The organism is Clostridium sp. DFI.1.208, assembly GCF_024463855.1.
In the GTDB taxonomy this organism is placed as follows: domain Bacteria; phylum Bacillota_I; class Bacilli_A; order Erysipelotrichales; family Erysipelotrichaceae; genus Clostridium_AQ.
Window position 1 is genome coordinate 1 of record NZ_JANGCA010000008.1, and the last position, 20,309, is coordinate 20,309.

At 31.5% G+C, this 20,309-nt stretch carries 16 protein-coding genes; all 16 read right to left on the minus strand.

The window, feature by feature from the left end; translation table 11 throughout:
* Nucleotides 1–1,212: 1,212 nt before the first annotated feature.
* Nucleotides 1,213–2,433: a polysaccharide pyruvyl transferase family protein gene (locus NE665_RS05760; protein ID WP_117441952.1), complete on the minus strand. Its 1,221-nt coding sequence runs from the start codon at nucleotides 2,431–2,433 to the stop codon at nucleotides 1,213–1,215.
* Nucleotides 2,426–3,496, minus strand: coding sequence for a glycosyltransferase family 4 protein (locus NE665_RS05765; RefSeq protein ID WP_147324001.1), 1,071 nt, complete (start codon nucleotides 3,494–3,496; stop codon nucleotides 2,426–2,428). Before NE665_RS05765 ends, NE665_RS05760 begins: the two co-directional genes overlap by 8 nt.
* A gap of 113 nt (nucleotides 3,497–3,609) precedes the next feature.
* Nucleotides 3,610–4,836 carry a hypothetical protein gene (locus NE665_RS05770; protein WP_118654589.1) on the minus strand — a complete coding sequence of 409 codons (1,227 nt, stop codon included), beginning with the start codon at nucleotides 4,834–4,836 and terminating at the stop codon, nucleotides 3,610–3,612.
* Between the two features lie 136 nt (nucleotides 4,837–4,972).
* Nucleotides 4,973–5,473 carry a serine acetyltransferase gene (locus NE665_RS05775; RefSeq protein ID WP_178760113.1) on the minus strand — a complete coding sequence of 167 codons (501 nt, stop codon included), beginning with the start codon at nucleotides 5,471–5,473 and terminating at the stop codon, nucleotides 4,973–4,975.
* Nucleotides 5,474–5,582: 109 nt separating this feature from the next.
* Entirely contained in the window at nucleotides 5,583–6,680 is a 1,098-nt protein-coding gene (gene wecB, locus NE665_RS05780; protein ID WP_117441956.1) for a UDP-N-acetylglucosamine 2-epimerase (non-hydrolyzing), read from the minus strand.
* Nucleotides 6,677–7,813, minus strand: coding sequence for a glycosyltransferase (locus tag NE665_RS05785; protein WP_117441957.1), 1,137 nt, complete (start codon nucleotides 7,811–7,813; stop codon nucleotides 6,677–6,679). The genes wecB and NE665_RS05785 overlap by 4 nt, the downstream gene beginning before the upstream one ends.
* 4 nt (nucleotides 7,814–7,817) lie before the next feature.
* Nucleotides 7,818–8,888 (minus strand): glycosyltransferase family 4 protein, encoded by a 1,071-nt coding sequence (locus NE665_RS05790; RefSeq protein ID WP_178760114.1) that lies wholly within the window; start codon nucleotides 8,886–8,888, stop codon nucleotides 7,818–7,820.
* Nucleotides 8,889–8,982: 94 nt separating this feature from the next.
* A complete protein-coding gene (locus NE665_RS05795; RefSeq protein WP_220431376.1) occupies nucleotides 8,983–9,762 on the minus strand; it encodes a WecB/TagA/CpsF family glycosyltransferase in 780 nt (259 codons plus the stop codon).
* A 20-nt stretch (nucleotides 9,763–9,782) separates the two neighbouring features.
* The gene (locus NE665_RS05800) at nucleotides 9,783–11,243 is read right to left on the minus strand and encodes an LCP family protein (protein ID WP_117441960.1); all 1,461 of its coding nucleotides are present in this window, start codon (nucleotides 11,241–11,243) and stop codon (nucleotides 9,783–9,785) included.
* On the minus strand, nucleotides 11,230–11,832 hold the full coding sequence (locus NE665_RS05805; protein ID WP_117441961.1) for a hypothetical protein: 603 nt from the start codon (nucleotides 11,830–11,832) through the stop codon (nucleotides 11,230–11,232). Before NE665_RS05805 ends, NE665_RS05800 begins: the two co-directional genes overlap by 14 nt.
* Nucleotides 11,833–11,903: 71 nt before the next feature.
* Complete coding sequence (locus NE665_RS05810; RefSeq protein ID WP_117441962.1) at nucleotides 11,904–12,659, minus strand: hypothetical protein; 756 nt, start codon at nucleotides 12,657–12,659, stop codon at nucleotides 11,904–11,906.
* Nucleotides 12,660–13,160: 501 nt separating this feature from the next.
* Nucleotides 13,161–14,729, minus strand: coding sequence for a hypothetical protein (locus tag NE665_RS05815; protein ID WP_117441963.1), 1,569 nt, complete (start codon nucleotides 14,727–14,729; stop codon nucleotides 13,161–13,163).
* Nucleotides 14,716–17,904: a hypothetical protein gene (locus tag NE665_RS05820; RefSeq protein ID WP_117441964.1), complete on the minus strand. Its 3,189-nt coding sequence runs from the start codon at nucleotides 17,902–17,904 to the stop codon at nucleotides 14,716–14,718. Before NE665_RS05820 ends, NE665_RS05815 begins: the two co-directional genes overlap by 14 nt.
* Nucleotides 17,905–17,969: 65 nt before the next feature.
* Nucleotides 17,970–18,683, minus strand: a complete 714-nt coding sequence (locus NE665_RS05825; RefSeq protein WP_233104644.1) for a CpsD/CapB family tyrosine-protein kinase — start codon at nucleotides 18,681–18,683, stop codon at nucleotides 17,970–17,972.
* 4 nt (nucleotides 18,684–18,687) lie between these two features.
* Nucleotides 18,688–19,470, minus strand: a complete 783-nt coding sequence (locus tag NE665_RS05830) for a CpsB/CapC family capsule biosynthesis tyrosine phosphatase (RefSeq protein WP_117441966.1) — start codon at nucleotides 19,468–19,470, stop codon at nucleotides 18,688–18,690.
* 3 nt (nucleotides 19,471–19,473) lie between these two features.
* Nucleotides 19,474–20,175 carry a Wzz/FepE/Etk N-terminal domain-containing protein gene (locus NE665_RS05835; protein WP_117441967.1) on the minus strand — a complete coding sequence of 234 codons (702 nt, stop codon included), beginning with the start codon at nucleotides 20,173–20,175 and terminating at the stop codon, nucleotides 19,474–19,476.
* Between the last annotated feature and the right edge of the window lie 134 nt (nucleotides 20,176–20,309).

Here is a 20,309-nt window from a genome sequence, read left to right on the forward strand (position 1 = left end):
CATGTATAAATACTGCTGTATAATGCAGACAAAGGGCGAAGCCTATTAAATCAGCTCCGCCCATATCGTTAATTCTTATGGTCTTATATCAGTTTCTTGAGTTTACACAAACTTTGAAACGCTCTCATTGGAATCTTTCTGAACATTTCAAAAATCTGTTTCAAATTTAAACACACTCCTTCAACTTTTTTTCAACATGATTCCTATTTTCTGTTGAATTTTACAAATTTATTTATTAGTATAAAAGAAAATTTTTTAATCCTTTGAAAATAGAGACTTGAATATTTTTATTTTTAGTTTTTGATAATAATACTGCTGCAAGGCCAATATGAAATAAATAAAGATGTAATGAATATTCACCAATTTTAATAGGTGGCCTAAACACTAAATATAGAAATAAATTGATACGACAGGTCCCAACCATAATTAAAATAATTTAGGTATTATATTATTTCGACCTTCTTTTAAAACTAAGCATAAGCAATAATCAGAAGAACTACACTGATTAATAATATTTTAAATTTATGATGCCTTATGTAATATAAAACTATATTTTATGAGCTGCTAGTCCCCCACCTGTTAAATAACACATCGCCTTCTTCCATTAAAAATCTGGTAATCATGTGCTTTTTGAAAGTAATATATTTCTATATTAAGGAAAACAATAAGCAAGTACCTATTTTCTATAGAAAGAAACATAAAAGCAATCAGTGTAAAAAAATGAAACATAATTTGAATTAAAAAAACAAGTTGAAGTACCGGCTATATAGCAATTAAATGAAATCCTAAACTGATATAGAAGACGTCGAAAAAAATTCACTTGCCACTGCTTTTGTTAAGGATACAACTAGAAAATTAGCTATAAAAACCATTAATAACCTGTGTAATTCGACATCGTCCTTGTAACAGCCGTCTTTTGAATTTTACTTAAAAAAATAATTTCCATATTCTAATAAAGACAGAGTATTGCTACTCCAATGGCACTAAAATTTCTTACAACACTTCTATTTAATCGCCACCATACATATAAATGCATCATCAACATATTGAAATATGAGAAAGTATAATCATAAGAATTGCAATACCTTTAGTTGCATTTGTATTTCCTTTTGACAAGAGTATGTCATATCTAAGGCAATTAGAAAATGCCTAACTTCCGATTATAACACACAAGAAAAAAAACAAAATAAATAAAGTATTTACTGTAAGCATTTATCTCTTCCCTTTCAAAATATTCTTTAGTTCTATTAAATTTTCTAAATAATAATTATCAATCATGAAATTTCGTTCAGATAACACATCTGTGATTATAGATCTGTTCACCAACATTTTCTGGATTTTAGGAATCAGATCACGATCAACACTTTTTAAATCAACAAGCCATTCTCTTGTTCCATATACAAACTCACACATTCCAATGCTTTTTTGACTATATGATAGAAAAATGGTTGGTATATTTTCATCTATTGCATTGATTGCGCAATGCATTCGTGCAGATACCACAAGATAACAGCTTTTCAGTTGTGATTTTAATCCTAAGAAACCTCCCTTACAATTTGCAAAATGAACATGGGTTTTATTTTGAGGCTTCATCAAATCTAATAAATGCTTCAAAAAATCAAAATCATTATCACCTTGATCACTGGATAAAACATGAGGAATAAGAAGAAGCTCTATTTTTGTTTCCTCATAAATGTTATCCAATAGATTAGCAAGCTTATTACAATTATTTTCTCCAAATTCTCCATAAATCTCACGCACCGATAACGGTGATAAATTTATACCTATGTACATTGGATTAACAATTGTTTTATCGTCTCCCTTAACCTGAAATGCAGGATCGGGAAAGAAATATGTGTTATTCAATCCTATTTTATTTAAATAATCAATAGAAATTTGTTCGCGACAGATAATCATTCTATATTTACTAAGATGCTTTCTATAGTACTCTATTGCTTTTTTATATTCGCCAAAAGGACCAACAGAGGCACCATAAACGATAACTTCCTTTCCCGCCTTGTTAACTCTATTACAGAAATCCACTAAAGGATTATAATAAGGATATGTTTTATTTTCTCTTAATACTTTAGGAATTGTATATATATCACCCCCAATAGAAAATATTATGTCTACACTATCTATGATTTCATTGTAATCAAAATAAAGGACACGTTCCTTACTACCTAAAATAGTACATAATTTATTAATTATTTTATCTTTAAAAGAACACCTTCTTTTTATTTCTCGTATCTCGATATCAATATCTTTTAGTGCATTCTTATCGAATTCATAATTATATGAAAAGTATACAATTTTAACATCTGTATACAATTCGTGAATAAGTTTAACTGCACCTCTCACAATAGCTTCACATCCGAAATTATATACACCATATATTCCATATAAGCCAATGATTAAATTAAATTTATTCATATTTACACCTTTTCAGTATTTGTGATGTGATACTCTCAGGACTAAAATATTCCACACACGAGTTATTTACTGATCCCCCACTTTTTTCAATCTCCTTGATAGCAAATTCTATATCTACAACATTATTTTTACAGAAAATATAACGGTTGAATTTTTTAAAATAGTTTTCTAAAACTGAAATCTCCGATTCACTTCCATCTAAAATAAACAAAATTTTCTTATTAGTTGCTGAATATTGATATATTTTTCCAGGGATTTGTCCTCCTTTTAAATTACACAAAAAGACAAGAACGTCTGTTTGTTGCTCTGCCTCAGAAAGATCTTTTAAACCTACACGTGGTTTGATTACAATATTTTTAGATGGTTCTAAAAATAAATCAGAATTACCATAAATTTTCACATTAATTTGTTGATTTTTAGCTGCTTCATAAAATGGTCTGAGATCTCTGCTAAATGAAAAATAGTCCCCATAATAACCAAATCTCAAATTTTTTGACTGTTTATAATCTAATTCCTCATTTTTATAATAATATGGAAGAGGGACCCACAACATCTTTTTTGAATATTCAGAATATAGTCTACTTTGATATTTCAGTGTTATTGGACTAACATAAACAATTTTATCAGCACTTGCTAAAAGTTTTTTCTCTTCTTTCATTATTTTCTTACTATTTTTCTTATTATATAAATCTAAAGACCAGGGATCCTCCCATATTTGAATAAATTTTTTACATTTTATTCTACCTTTTTGCTTTAAATTCATTCCTACATAATGACTAACATATGGTGTAGCTAAAGAAATCACATAATCATATTCATTCTCTGAGTAAAACTTGATTGCTCTTTTTGCCCATATAGAATACGTTCTTCCATATGCATTATAAAAATAAAGAAATGCCTTTTTGATTTTCTTTTCTCCTATATCTAATACACTATTTCTCTTTTTCAATTTCTGAATGGTAGATTGCGATGAATTATTATATAAAGGTGGATCAAAAGTATACCAGTTATCTACTTTCGGCATTTTAATAGATTTATCAATTTCACAGCCTAATTCACTCATTGATAGTACATCAACACTGTGCCTATTCCTTATACATCCTTCAATATATGCTATATGACAAAGGTTAGCAGATGTATTTATTTTCAAACACGATCCTACAATGAATAATAATCTCATATTTTATCAGTTCCTTTCATAATACTTTGAACTCTCATATAATATCCAAGAACAAACGCGATTAAAATAATACTAGCATTTGTAAAGCCTGATTCCACAAAACAGCTGATTATTAAATAAATAAATAAAGATATAGATGCTATAAAACAATCTGTATCACTCTTTGTATCCTGTATAATCAATTTAAGAATTTCATAAAGCCCAAGCATATAAAGTATCATTCCAACTAAACCATATTGTGCTATGATATATGGCCAATATGTATCAGCCATATACTTATATCCCTCTGATTTTATTAATCCTGATGTATTCTGAATTCCATATTTATAATATAAAGATGAATAGAATTCACCAGAAATTGAACTGCCAAAAGTACCAAATCCACTTCCTAAAGGAAAATAATCAAACATAATCTTAAATCCGACTATATATAGAGCTGGTCTTGCTGCCATGAGCCCCCAATCCCAATATGCTGTTATCTTATCTCTATTTATTATCAATCCAACTACTGCAATTAGTACCCCTGTCTTCAATAATCTGTTACTTGTTTTCTTTATTGAATGATGATTTATGAAATGATATTTCCCATTCACGACTATATATAAAATACTTACAGTTATGATATAGATAAATGCTTTTGCACGCATGCTAAAACATAATATTATCGTAGCCATACACAAATACAACCAATTTTTTTTTATTCCATCCCCTATTAAAATTGAAGAAACAGCAATAACTGAAGCGACCATAAATGTTGAATGAGAATACATAAACATGTAAGTTTTAATCACACCACGATACCCACTATCCATACCTATATTTGTGAATTGATTAATAATTGCAAAAATCATCAGAAAGATTAAATATATTCTTACAAATTTTAGAATTTTTTTAATTATTTTTTGAGATTTCTTCAAACTGATATACCTTTCTGCGTAAATGTAGACAATAAAAAACTTTAATAATGCGACAATATCTTTTATTATAGCAATTGGACTTTTTTGAATATCATAAATATAATTTCCTGCTAACCCAATAATTATTAGGAAAATCAAATATATATATATCCTCAAATAACTTTTTTTTTGTATGGGATACTTAACAAAATTTATGATCGTTAATATAAATAATATTATAGTGATTACTTCATCAAACCAACTTATGGAAGGAATAAATCTCTCTATGATATTCTCTGTTACTAAAAATATGAATAATATATACATATTAATTTCTCCTTACGAAATTATCTCCTGAAATCAAATCAATAAAAATATATTTAATATAGATAATAAAAATCAAGACAAAGCCATTAATAATACAATTACTATAAGTTTAGTATAATCGTATTTTAGATATTACTTATACATTTTTTAGACTCTTTGTCTTTATAATACAAGGATTACCATATACTAACGAATTATTAGGAATATCTTTCATAACTACCGTCCCAGCACCGATTGAAACATTATTTCCTATCTTTACTTCTCCAGCTATAACTGCATTAGCATAAATAGCAACATTATCGCCAATTATTGGTTTTGAAGTAATATCACCTGGTTTAACATTTTTTCCAATCGTAACTCCTTGATAAACAGAAAAGTTTTTACCAATCCGCACTGCATCTATTATTGTTCCATGACCATGATATATAGCGATTCCCTCATCTATATCGCCATATATTTCTAAATCCTTTTTTGTTTTGAATAAGATTCTAAAGATATATTTTTGACTTTTTTTACTCAATCTGTAGTATACAACATTTCTAAAACACAAATTTCTTAACAATAGAATATTTAATATCACGATAAATTTGTAATCATGATCTACATCATTTGAAATGAACCAATAATACTTTTTCATATCTTTTCGTATTATATTCTTGATACCTAATTGACGTATCATCAAATAGACTACTATCGTCCTAGTATAATTTATAAAGTACAATATATTCATTTTTTCCTTCCATCCTCTATTTCTCAAGTATATCTGCAATTCGCTTAGAAGCAAAGCCATCGCCATAGGGATTACTTGATCTAGTCATTTTTTCATACTCGTCTTTATTAGAAAGAAGATTACTAAATTCAGTGTAAATAGTTTCTTCTTTTGTACCTACGAGTTTTAATGTACCTGCAGCAATCCCTTCTGGTCTTTCCGTAGTATCTCGCATTACCAATACTGGTATACCAAGTGATGGGGCTTCTTCTTGTATACCACCTGAATCTGTTAAAATCAAATAGCTATGCCTTAAGAAATTGTGAAAATCTAGTACATCTAATGGTTCAATGATATGAATACGATCATCATTTCCTAAAATTTCATTTGCTGATTCTCTAATAATTGGGTTCATATGTATAGGGTATATTGCCTTAACATCCAGGTGTTCATCTAACACACGACGAATAGCTCTAAACATGTGGCGCATAGGTTCTCCAAGATTTTCACGACGATGGGCAGTAATCATAATCAATCGATAATCCTTTGCCCATTCTAATTCAGGATGATGATAATCACTGCGAATCGTTGTTTTTAAAGCATCAATTGCTGTATTACCAGTTACATATATTTCTTCTGTTTTTTTTCCTTCCTTAAGCAAATTTTGTTTTGAAAGTTCAGTAGGTGTGAAATTATACTGGCTGATTATGGATACAACTTGTCGATTGAATTCTTCTGGAAATGGACTATTTATATTATATGTTCGAAGTCCTGCTTCTACATGGCCTATAGGAATATGTAGATAGAAACAAGCTAATGCTGTAACAAATGTTGTAGAAGTATCACCATGTACTAATACAATATCTGGTTTTTCTTTATCTAATACTTTCTTTATTTTATTTAATATATCTGTAGTTATATCAAACAGGGTTTGACTTTTTCTCATTATGGAAAGATCATATTCAGGAATTATATCAAATACATTTAATACTTGATCAAGCATTTCTCGATGCTGACCGGTTACACAGACAATTGTTTTAAGAGATTTACGTGATTTAAGTTCATTTACGAGTGGGCACATTTTAATCGCTTCTGGTCGCGTACCAAATACCAACATTATTTTTTTAGTTATCATTGATGATTCTCCTTTTTCGTTAATAAAATTTTTCTTTCTAATTTTTTTACAGAGTCTTGTATATCAAATCCTTTTTCCGTAATTAATTCTGAATAATCCTTTCTTTCATAATCTTTACCTTTTTCAATGACAAAATCTGCCCATTTTTTTGGACTCTCAGATAGATTCATATAGAAGATATTACCTGTTATATTTACATCTTTTGTGATAGTATCAGAAAAAAAACACCTGAGACCTGCTGCTTGTGCCTCTACACCTACTACAGGTAACCCTTCATATAAAGAGGGAAATAAAAAAACATCAAACATTTGCATAAATTCACACACATTATTTCTTTCACCAACTAAAACTACAGAACTATCTAAATTTTTTTTCTTTATGTAGTCTTGAACCTCTTCTTCCAATTCACCAATTCCCAGAAGGAACAATTTACTATTTCTTTTCGTTTCATAAATTTTTTCAAAAATATCTATTAAAAATTTATGATTCTTCTGCTTTGAAAAACGACCAACATGTCCAATTATAAAATCAGATTCTACTTCATATTGTTTTCTTAATTTTTCTCTTGTTTGAACATTGAATTTATATTCTTCTATCTCTATCCCGTTTTTCATTAATAAGTATTCTTTCAATTTACAATGTTTCTCTGGAAACATCCACATCGCAGCTTCTTCTGAACAGGCAATCTTTATTTGTGCTATTTTACCTATTACCCTTCTTCCTAATTTATTAAGGATCTTTTTCAATTTTACATTGTCATCCTCCATTGAATTATGAGAATGAATTGCAATAGTTTTAATTCCAAGAAATTTACAAATTATTGGGTATTTAAAAACATCCCTTGGTTTGCTTAAACAGAAATATGCAATATCGTATTTGTTTTTTAGAAGTTTATATAGATTAAACAAATAAAAAAATTTTAATACTATTTTGTTATTTGGCTTTTTTTCTAATATAGGTACCCTATGACCTCCATATAATTCTAATTCTGAGTCAAAAAATTCTTTGTCTGCATATTTTGTTACCATTTGAGTATTTATTTTACTATGATCTAAGTATTTATAAATAGCTACTGATATACGCTCTATTCCACCACTTGTTAATCCGTATACTAGATAAAACATCTTTATCATATTTTTAACCTTCCATTTTTGTGTATACTTCTGTATACATTTTAATAAATTTCTTATATTCGTATTTATCCATAAAAGTTTCTTTAGCAGACAGTTCAAGTTTTTTCAGCTTAAACTTATTTGAATATAATTCAATTATCTTCCTTGACAATTCTTTAAAATCATCTTTTTCGAACAAAAGTCCATTTTCATTATCACTAATAACTTCATTATTCCCAAGTATATTTGATGCAATAATTGTTTTAGACATTGAAAAAGTTTCTATGGGGGTTAAAGGTAAACCTTCCCATCTTGATGATAAGACTACAAATTGCAATTGTCGAATTATATTTAAAATATTAGGTTGATATCCTAGAAAATAAATAGTATTCTCTAATTTTAAATGCTTTACCATATCTTCTAGCTTATTTCGCAATTCTCCATCGCCTATAATTAAACCACATATTTCTGGTACATCTTTTTTGACTTCTGCCATCGCTTTTATAAATATATCCATTCCCTTTTGCTCAGAGAGTCTACCAATTGACCCAATTATATATTTCCCTTGAGAAATAATTTTTTTAATAAATTCATTACTCTCCTTTTTATTAACTTTTACATCAATCGCATTATAAATGACACTAATATTTTTGATTTTATACTCTTCTTTAAGATTTTTTTTAACGCCATCTCCTACAGCTATTGTTTTTGCTTTGCAAAGAGCTATTCTCATTAATAAGCGTTTATCATGAAATACATTATGTGCTGTATAAATGTGTTTCAAATCTTTATTTAAAAATTGAAGGATGACACCATAAAATGCTGCCATTCTATGGTGTGTATGAATGATATTTATCTTATTTTTTCTTATAACTTTATTTAGAGTTGTCAGTGTTTGTAACATTAATAAAGGATTCTTTTTATCTATATCGGGTATTTTAAAATGTTCAATCTCTAATTTATATAGGTTGATCTCATGAATACCTCCACATGAGGCTACAAAATGATCAAAACCAACAACATCCTTACATAGCTGAAGCACAATTTTTTCTGCTCCACCCTGACCTATTGTTCTAGTTATATGAAGCACTTTCATGAACCAGACCTCCCTGTTTATTAAATTACCATAATAATTCTTCATCGTTTTAGCGATGTTTCATTCATATCCTGATTTGTGTCCCATTGATTATTTATAATTTTTTCTCTTTTATTACAGCCATTATAAATTTTAAATTGCCAATAAAATATCTTTTAAATAATCTTCTTGGTTCTTTCATAACCCTGAACAACCATTCAAGATTCAAATTCTGCATCCAAATTGGTGCACGTGGTATATGTCCAGATACTACATCAAATGCTCCACCAACTCCCATAAAAACTGATGTATTCCCTTTGTTTTGCAGATATTCAATAAGATATTCTTTAATAGGAGAGGTTATTCCAACAAAAACTATATCTGGTGTTACTTGTTTAATTTTATTAGATACGTTTTCCCATTCTGTTTCATTAAAATAACCATCATGTACCCCAACAATTTTTAATGATGGATATCTTGTCATAAGCACTTTGGCTGTTTTTTCTACAATTTCTTGTTTTGCTCCAAGCAAGTATATACTATAGCCTTTCTTTTCACTTAAACCAACTAAATCTTGCATAAGGTCTATTCCTGCTACGCGCTCTGGTAATGGTTTTCCTAAATACTTACTAGCCATTACAACAGAGGCACCATCAGCATTTATAACACCACAGCTATTAACAATTTCTTGTAATTTATTATTTTTATTACACTCATTCAATTTATCAGCATTTACACCCATTAAATGTAATGGTTCCTTCTGGATAATATACTTCTCAACAACATCTATTGTTTCGCTCACATTTAATACATCGATATTTATATTTAATATTGTGATTCTTGGTCTATCGCTAAATACCTTTTCTTGCTTAATAGTCAATACCTTGTTTAGCAAATCTGTCATCCTTTCTTGATTTAATTTTCTACCTTACGATCATACAATACTTTTATACTCTCTTTTATTGAGTTTATTGTATTCTTACTAGGATGCATCACATACAACGGCTGACTACCAAACGAATATGTAGGCAACATATCTCCCGTACCATCCGCACTGATACTTGTGACCTTCCATGTAGCCATATCATCAATCTGCATCTGAATCAGAGCTGTGATTTCATCCGTAGTCATATTCGTCTGAAACATTCCCTGTACTGCATTCATGATGCTTTCATAATTCCTGATGACATTTGACTTAGTGAATTTCTTCAACATTGCTTCAATTACCTGCTGCTGGTTCTCTCCACGATGGCGATCTCCGCTTTCATAAGCATAGCGCTCTCTGGCAAATCCCAACGCACATCTTCCATCTACATGCTGTGTGCCCTTTTTGATATTACATCCCTTGCCATGCAGTAGTTCCACATCCTGATCAGAATAAATATCAATTCCTCCTAATGCATCTACCATGGTCGTCAGCGTATCAAAATTCAGTCGCACATTGTAATTGATCTTGATATCAAACAATTTACTTAGTGTAGCCTGCGAAGTTTCCACCCCATACAACCCCGCATGTGTCAGCTTATCCATAGCACCTGTCTCACAGCTGCCATTTGGGCACTGCAACGGTACATAATAATCACGCGGTATAAATACCAATAACAATTCCTTCGTCTTTGGATTCACAGCCGCAAGCATATTGACATCACTTCGGCTTGTTTTCGATATGGAACCATTCGTATCAATACCTGAAATATACACGATGAATGAATCCTTTGTGATGTTGTTCGCTTTTAAGTTCTTCAATACTTCCTTACGATCCAGCGTATAGATAACCTTTGTTTCCTTCTCAAAACTGCCATCGATGATGTTGAATGCATCCCACATCCCTTCATTCATGATAATGGCATCGGTATTGCCTTCCAGCAATCCCTTCATTTCATCCTTGAATTCCTTATACTCGATTTTGGATATCTCATTTATAAATTGAGAGCTTAAACGATTCAACATGAAGTCCGTATTCTCACGATCAATTGTTTTCAATATACCAAACTGCTTTCCATCCAAATCTTTAATATCCTTATAGCTGCTGTCCTTTTTCACCAGTACAGAAATCTCTGTCGTCTTGATATCGCCGTTACTGACAGCCTTCACCGTTTCCTGTGCCTTATTTATGACCTTAACGTTCATAAACAGCATACAAACACAAAGGACGATGGAAAGAATACATCCTAGGATCTTTGTAACCCTGTTTGCTTTTTTTCCAAGGATACAATAGATAACCGCACCGATGATCAATAAGATTACAACAAGAATCGGTATATAATATTTCAATGGCAAAATATGGAACCGGTACAGACTCCATAACAAATATGCCGCTGCCAGAACCATTACGATCCAGCATATATGCTTCCCATACTTTTTAATATTTTCCATCTTTTCTCAGACTCCTCTCCAGCTCCTGCTGCTTCCAGGAATCCTTCAAATCCTTGACAAATTTAAAATAGGTAGAACGCTTGAAACCTAACCTCTCCCGATAATCCTCATGCTTCATTTCTTTTCGCATAATCTTTTTAATATTGGCTTCAAAATCGTCAGGCAGCGTGATTTTCGGTCGGCCGTAATCTCCTGTCCCATTCCTTTTTTTCTCTAAAGCTTTATGAATTCCTTCCATTTGTTTGTCATATATACTTTTACGTATAGTTGATTGCACGAATTCCGTTGTCTTCAAAATTTGCTCAATATCTACTATTGTTTCATTCAAAATTTTTAATTGAATATTATACTTTTTCAAAAATAAAAGCCGATTTTTAAAACAACTAGGCTCATCAGCTAAATAATTTATTTCATAAATATAGAGCTTGTCGTCGTGGCAGATTATATTTTTTAAATTTAGCCATTGCGCACAATCATTCACATCTATATAAATGCAGTCTTTAGAAATCTTAGGGTAATCTCTAACAAGTTTATCTTGAAGCTTTCTGTGAATATCTTCACCATTTAAGTATGAATAAAAATATTCCATAAAATCACCTCCTTCAAGTAAAGAACACAAAAAAAGGCATCCTTAGATTCCTTTTTTAATTAAAAATTATTTTAACTATTTATTTCTCCATGTAAAGAAAAAGCAGCTAGAAATGAAGAAATCATCAATTCTAAACATTTAGCAGTTACATCACGATACTTTAGTGTATATAAAAGTAAATTTTCAAATGTTTCAAAACTCTTAAGTTTTTCTGCATCATATATATTTACATCAAGCTCTGCAAGAATACCATTAATAATATACCCTGTTAAAAATTTTTCATTTAAATATGTCAATTTTTCTTTCATGTCACGAAGAGTCTGATAATCCTCGTCACTCATATTTACTTGTAGCGGCTTGCACTTAAGAAGCCAATAACTCATATATCCGTAAACTTTCGAAACATTAGTTTTATATATTTGGTGAAAGTCTTTTAAACGCTTTGTATCAACATAGTAACTCGTCACAGCTTCCTCTAAAGCAAAATTATTTATACTTATACAATTTGCGATTCTTTCATCCTCAAAAGTAGATATAAACCTTCTGTAATATTGTACGAGCGATTTAAATCGTTCTTCAATCGTATTAATTTCAAATGCATCTTGAATGTATTCGTTGAATTTATCTGACTTATTTATATTGATTGGATTTATAAGCTCTTTCATAAATTGTGAAGGAGCAAATCTGGATTTATATAATTCAAGTACTCCCCTCTCCACTTTGCTATTATAATCCAATCCAGTATTTGGACAAGTCTCAACGACCATGTCACCGTTTTTCAAGCTTTTGATAAACAACTCTATTGCTTTTTCATCATCTGTTCTCATGTTAGTTAGTGTCCCCCCCTATTTCATTAATATGTATGTGATTTAGTTTTGATACCATATTATCATTCCTCTCCATTTCTTTAAGATAAGTGAAGACCACGAGAACACCATAACAGAGTAAAAGCCTCATGTGCTATATACAATTAACAAAGTACCTAAACGTTCTCAATTTTAACATGAAATCTTTATTTTCACTTTTTCTATTCTGTTCTAGTATACCATCATAATATATTTATGTAAACGCTTCCGATAACATTTTTTTAATGAAAAGTCAATACTAGGAATTTGCAGCCAAAGTAAAAATATGTGCTTTTATCATAACAGATTATTCATACTATTGAAATCGACTATGAGTAGTAACAATACTATTTACAATTCTTTTGAAGCTAGAGAAATCTCAATATATTTGAGGAAAGCTATATACTCTGCTGTAGTATCTTTTGAAAATGTTTACTTAACTTATATCACATATACGAGGACTTGGCAGTACCTGGATTTTACTTAATTAAATGCTATCCATATATCTTCCCCATCAATGGGATCCTTTAAAACCTTATTTAACTCCTTTAAATGATTTTGAACAGCTACCTTTTCGTTTGCCGTATCATATTTGCTTAACAGATAGTATAAACGATAAAATTCTATATATTTAAGAAAAACTAGTCTATTTGTAACATTGAGATTAGTAAAAATATCCTTTACTTCCTTGATTTCTTTATCATTGAGTTCAGGGATGAGATCTATTGCAAAGTTCAAATAAACATATTGCAGCAAATCTGTGGATAGTGGAACTTTATCGCCAGCATACCCATTATCATCATGAAACTTTTGAAAAACTTCTTTTGCAGGCATTACCTTCATATATAAATAGTTTTTTACATCTATAAGCAAAGAATTTTCAGTTATATCATGCTGTTCCTCTAATTTTTTTAATATGAATTTTAATTTCATATCATTGGATCCATAGTTTTTTATAACGTCGAACAACATTTGAAGATACATCTTTGATAGCGACTGCACTCCACTGAATTCAGAAATAATATCTAACATTTGTTCATGAAAATCACTGTCCTTATATTGATTGTATAACTGTTGACAATACTCTCTTTTGAGATCAATTTCATTAAAATCACTTAATTCATATCGATCACGTAACATAATTGTATAAATAGGTAGAGGAGAATTTTGTAGATTTTCCTGCATTTTCTTAAATGCCACTTTAAAAGGTTCAGATTCTCCTGTCAACTGTGAAATTGCTATCCCGCTTAAGTGCATAATCGGTACACTATTAAATACTGCATCTAATATAGTTGGATTATTCTTTCTATTGTCTTCAAAATTCTGATCCTCAATAAAGAAACAAACAGTATTTATTTTCAAATCCCGAATAGTTTCTAATATGGGCTTCCGACTTTCATCAAAAGCAATGTCTTTAAAAATGAAAAAAAGTTTGCTTCGAAAATGATATCCTTTGATTATATTTATATAATCCTGTAACACCTTATCCAAAGCACTGTCACTTGTTAAGTCAATTATTTCTTCTGCCCTTTCGTTTTCCCCTTTAGCAAAACACTTTTCTAATTCCTTGTAAATAAATCTTCTTCTTCCACTTGCAATTTCTCCGCATACTACTAGGCATTTGTCATGTTGCTTTGCATGCACTACTATAGATTCAAATTCTTTTCCGTAGCCAAAATAAGGATACTCCTCCCCTTTTAGATAATCCTTTTGAAATGCTAGGAAATGAGGCATTTGGAATTTCTCATGTACGATATATGGAAATGATTGTATTTGCTTATAAGCTTCCGTTACTTTACTAATCTCGTCGTGTAAACATTCTGCTACAACGGAATCAATAATACTTTGATCAAGCTTACCGTTATATGTGTAAAGTTGTTGAACTATATCACTCACTTTTTTGGTGTTTTCAATAATATAATAGAGTTCATAAAGTGAAATATTTTCTGTATTAAGCCGTTTCATACTCCGCTTTTTATCCTTCTGAAACTCACAAGAAAAAGCAGCGAAATCTTCATTTTCTTTATAACGATTTAAGTTAGCTATGCTCAAGCTCTCTCACCTCTATTCTATCATCTGAAACCTCAAAACTTGGCGGTATCCTTAACTTCAATGATTGCTCGCATATAGACGTCACATAATCATTGTGTAATTCTTCTATAATCATTTTCTCCTGATCCGTAAACTCTCTTACAGCTATCATCAAATATATATTCAATAATCTTCTCTTATGGATCAGCATATCCAAAGAATTACGATCAAAAATCAACATATTCTTACGAATGAGAAGCTCTAATTTATCATCATCAAGTATCGTTCCCTTGAGGATCGTTATTTTATGATCATCACTTGAAAGATTAACAACAATTTCTCTGTAAAAATCAATTCTAATATCATTGTTTCTAAGCAATAAACCAATATTATCATAACTAAGCTTTTCATTCTTATCCAGGCCTAATTTATTGATACTTTGTGCTATTTTTGAATCTAAATAATTAGGATCATCCGTACCGCGTGGTTGATCAAACAGATCCAAGTAAGAATCGATATTAGATGGATAATTACCATTTTCTATGCATTTCAGACACCAGACTGCATTTATTTTAGTGTCATTGATTCTAATTCTGAATGGATGATTATACATTTGCAATACTTCATCAATTACAGAATCGTCCTGATTCTGGGAATGCTCCAATAGCCATACTACATAATCTTCATCGATTTTTTCAACATCTATACTTGATTTTATAAATTCATCATCATGATCCAATACAAAATTATAACTCTTTCGTACTTCCTGGTTATTTTTATTTTTATTGAAATTAGTTATCACAGATTCATTCTCTCTATACTCATCACCTAAAATACTTTGTAAAACTAGTTGTATATTAACTAAATTAGGCCCATAGTATGAATTCTCAATGATATATTTAAAAAACTCATATTCTGGCTGAGAAGCATCAGGTATATGTTTTATCTCATACAAAATATTTAATTCTTTCGTTAAAGCACATAATTTATCTAGATACACTGAAGCTAAATTTGGAAATATATGCTGCCAGCTTGTTGCAAATACAAATTGCAGTATTTGTTTACTTTCTTCTTTATAGGATTTTATTGAGGTCGTATCCAACTCCTTTAGGAAAGTCTCAAACAATTCTATTTTTTTGCTATCAAGTAATTCAAAATCCTCATTTTGCAAACTGTATTCTAATATATCCGAAAATATCTCTTTGCTGCTATCAGTTTTCACTAATCTATGAAAAATACTTATCAGTATGTTTTTGTCAGAGCATGAAGTTATTAAAGATTTAAAGACCATATTTGCAGATAGGTAAGGTATATCCTTATGCATATTCTTAATCATAACTTCTAAAATCTTCTCATTTCTGTTAGTATCTTTTCCCAAATCAATTTCTTTTGAAACTTTGAAAATAAGTTCTGGATGCCATAAATGAGTATCTACTATATTTTCCTCTTTAATGAAAGATATAAAATTGCTAGCGTTATGTATGCTATATGTCATTTTATCTGTTGCATTTTCTAAATTAAGCTCTTCTTCCCGACTCATTTTATAAAAGGCTTGATCACTCTCATCCAAAGTATCTATTTTTGCATACGTCATATACTCTAAATATTTCAGATTCAAATAACCTCTTTTGATAAACAATTCTAAAAGTTCATTTACTTCATGAAGTCTATCTCTCTCGACTTCATCACAGGTAAGAATAAATTGCAAAGCTGAAAAAGAAGGATTATGTATTCTTTCAAAACACAGTCCCTTGTTTTGAGAAAGTTGTTTATATTCTAAAGGATATTTAACTTTTAAAACGATTAAGCAAAAAATTAAGTTAATATCTATTTCTTCAGCATTCATATTTTTCAATTTTTCAGCTAAAAAAATTGAAAACTCATTCGCAATTTCATTAACCATTCGCATGTCCCAAATAGAATTACAAATATCTTTTACTAATTCCATATCCAATCTATTCAATAATTCATTAGGCATGTTTTGTGCCAAAGCTGAATTTAAACGCAAATATGAATTAGAGCTATTGGTTATCGGAATGATGGGTACAATGATGTCAAAGAATTTCAAACGGTCGCTATCAATAAACACGTCATCTCGAATTGCATAAATAAATCTGATTTTCCTATTTTTTACAGGAACACGCCGGAATATTTTTTTTAATGTATACCCAACTGGAAAAAAATGTCGTTTATAGTTATAGCTGTTTATTAAGAAATTTATTTCCTTCAAACCTGCCAATATATCCGTATTATCAAATCTATCCAAATCCTCGATAAATACAGTATCAATGTTATTGTACTTTAATAAATACATTAACTCATGCAAATACTTCCCCTCACTTATAGCACTAATATTGTCTTTTTCACTTTCCATTTCTATATTTATTTTATCAGCTTTAATACCAAATCTGATTTTAAGATAATATTTTCGAATCAAATACCAACAATATGTGATTGCAAGTATTGTCAAAATGACAATCAAAATAGCTTCTTCTTGCAAAACTTCGCTGTTCAGAGCATTAAGTAACCGCCCTGGCATGCGATCAATTGTAAAAACAGTTTGATCTGGCCATAACCATTTCCACAAATCAATGTAATAAATGAATATAATTGTCAGGATACTAAACTGAAAAAAATTCTTGACTAACTCAAATTTTGTTATTTCCTGCCAGTTCGTTGTCCGCAACACCTTTGTTTGCTTGAAATTAGACTGATAATATAATTGTCTTAAAATCTTAATCTCAATCATATCCAAACGAGATTTTGGCAAATCCTTTTTTAAGATTCCTTCATCTTTAAAATCTGCTAAAGATATAGAAAAATTATTTCCTATAAACGATTTAGAACGAATTGCTTTAATTAATGTACTTTTCCCTGAACCGTAAATACCGGATATGCCAATATTCAAAAAATTGTCATTTGAATAAATTTCCTCAAATGTTTCAATATACATATCATAACGACTTTGTGTTTCTATTGGTGTTAAAGCTTGCAAATTACTAGGGTCATATGCAAATTTAGTTAAATCCTTCTTCAGTGAAATAATAACAGTCCCCATAGTATTTTTATAATCATACTTAGATTTAGGATATCGCCAGCGTACAAATGCATAAAATAATATTTTAGGCATTTTTTTAGTCTTTTCACTTAAGGCTTTAAGATATGTCTTACCAATTGAATACCGTATATATTTCATAAGCTTTCCCCTTTATAAATGATCAAAAGTTAAAGTACTAATAAAAAATCCCCTTCATTTCTTTATTAGCTATAATTTCCGTAGTAGCTGTAATACGACTTCGATGTGATATCCACCTTCGACAATACACAACCTAATACATTCGCACCATTTCTCTGCAACATTATCAACGCATTTTTCGCCTCACGCTTATCCGTATCCATAGCAGAAACCACAAACAGCGTACCATCCACAATACTGGAAACCGGGATAGCATCCGCAACCGCATTCAACGGCGGGCAGTCTATGATGATGTAATCAAACATTCCCCGGAACTTCTCAATCAACTCTTTGAAGCGATCACTTGCCAGCATCTCCTGCGGATTCGGTACAGACTTTCCACTTGTTAATACATACAGCTTTCCTTCCGTACTGTTATCCTTAAACTTCTGAAAATAACCGCCGGTTTCCAAATCAACCTCCGACTTATCCTTCATCAGATTGCTGATGCCCTTCTTATTGGATACATTAAAAATCTTATGCTGGACCGGCTTACGCAAATCACAGTCAATCAACAGGACCTTCTCGTACTTTGCAATCGCCACAGTTGCCAGATTGCTCGCTACAGAACTTTTTCCTTCTGCCGGATTTGAACTTGTTACACAAATTACCTGAATTTCCTTATTGAAGGACGAATATTCAATATTTGTTCGCAGCTGACGATAAACCTCCATATTGTCAAACTGACTCTTTTTATGCTTCTTTGGATCACTCCGTTTTGGTGCTACCTTTCGTTCCATTCCATCATCTCCTCCTCATACGCTGAAACCAGGATTTTTTTCTTACCGTCATCATTTCCACATCTTCATCAGACAGGATATGCCGCGGATTGATTTTACAAAGCAGCTCAGCAGCTTGCTGCCCCGCCTCCTTTTCAATTTCCTGATAAACATCACTCAGCTTACAGATACGATTGCCCTGCGCACGATGTGCATCACTCGCCGCGGTATGTACAAGACCTTCTCTCAGCAACTGCCTTGCATTTTTCTGTATCTGACTGCCATGCATTCCCAAAAGACTCGTTCGATTCATCTGAATCACATAGCCGCTGTTCACCCATTCCTTTACTCTATGTACATCGACATCCTTATGAAAATACCGCTCCACATGCGCAATCATGGGAGTCAGTCCTCTGATTGACAATTCATACAGCTGTTCATCCGCATAGCTATTCTTTTCGATATCCTTGCGGACATCAAACTCACACAGTAGATAACGGCCTTCATTGATCGTGTTGTAATACTTTCCATCGATCATATCCAGATAACTATCATTCAGAAACATCTCACAACCGCTATAAATCGTGACGCCATATCCCTTTCCAAGCTCCTTCAGCTCACGGATTCGCTGATTCATTTCTCTTACATCCGCTTCCTTTTGAGCTCCGGGTATGAAATGCGGTGTTACCGCAAGCGTTACGATTCCATCCGCCTTGGCCTGCTGTAACGCCTTTTCTGCTTCTTCACGGCTATCAATACCATCATCGATATCCCATGCCATATGGCAATGCAGATCAATGAAGCTCATACACTAATCCTCCAGAAACGGAATCTCTGCCAGTACCGGTATTTCTAAATAAGATTCCGCATCTTCCTTCGTATGCAGCCGCTTATCCAGCAGAAACTGAACAGTCACAAAGCCACAGGACACCATAATACCAAGCAGTGCTCCGATCAACAGATTCATCTTTAAGCTCGGAGATACCGGTGTCTCATTCACCTGAGGGGCATCCAGAATCGTCATATTCTTGATATCCAGCTTATCCTTCATACTCTCAAAAAACAGATTCACCGTCGTATTTACGATATCCTTTGACATCTTCGCATCCTTCGTCCGCGCACTTACTGTAATGATTTCACTATCCGCTTCATTGCTGACGCTCAAGGAATTTTTAACCAATGCCTCATCCTCCAGCTTTAGCTTCTCCGTGACATCCTCCAGCAGGCTGTTCCCCTGGAGCATGAGGACATAGTTGTTTACCATTTTGGAATTGGCGGTCAGTGTATTGTAATCAATCGTTCCACTTTCCGTGATATTCGGCTTCAGATAAATCCTTGCCATGCTTTCATATTTCTTTGGAATCAAAAACTTCGTCACCAATAAGGAAATGACAATTGCAATCACTGTCACTGCGATGATAAAGGACATCTTTTTCTTCAACTGCCGCAGCAGTCTTCCCAGGTCTATTTCTATTTCTTCATTCTGTTCTATGCTCTTCTGTAAATCTTCCACTAATTTCTCTCCTTTGCTTTCTTCTTTTGAGGCGAGAATCTTACATAAAAAAGGATACACTCTCCCCTTCCCCCACCTGCAGTGTTGAATGGTTGACTGTATCCTGAACCTCTCCATAAAGTGCCTCAACAACT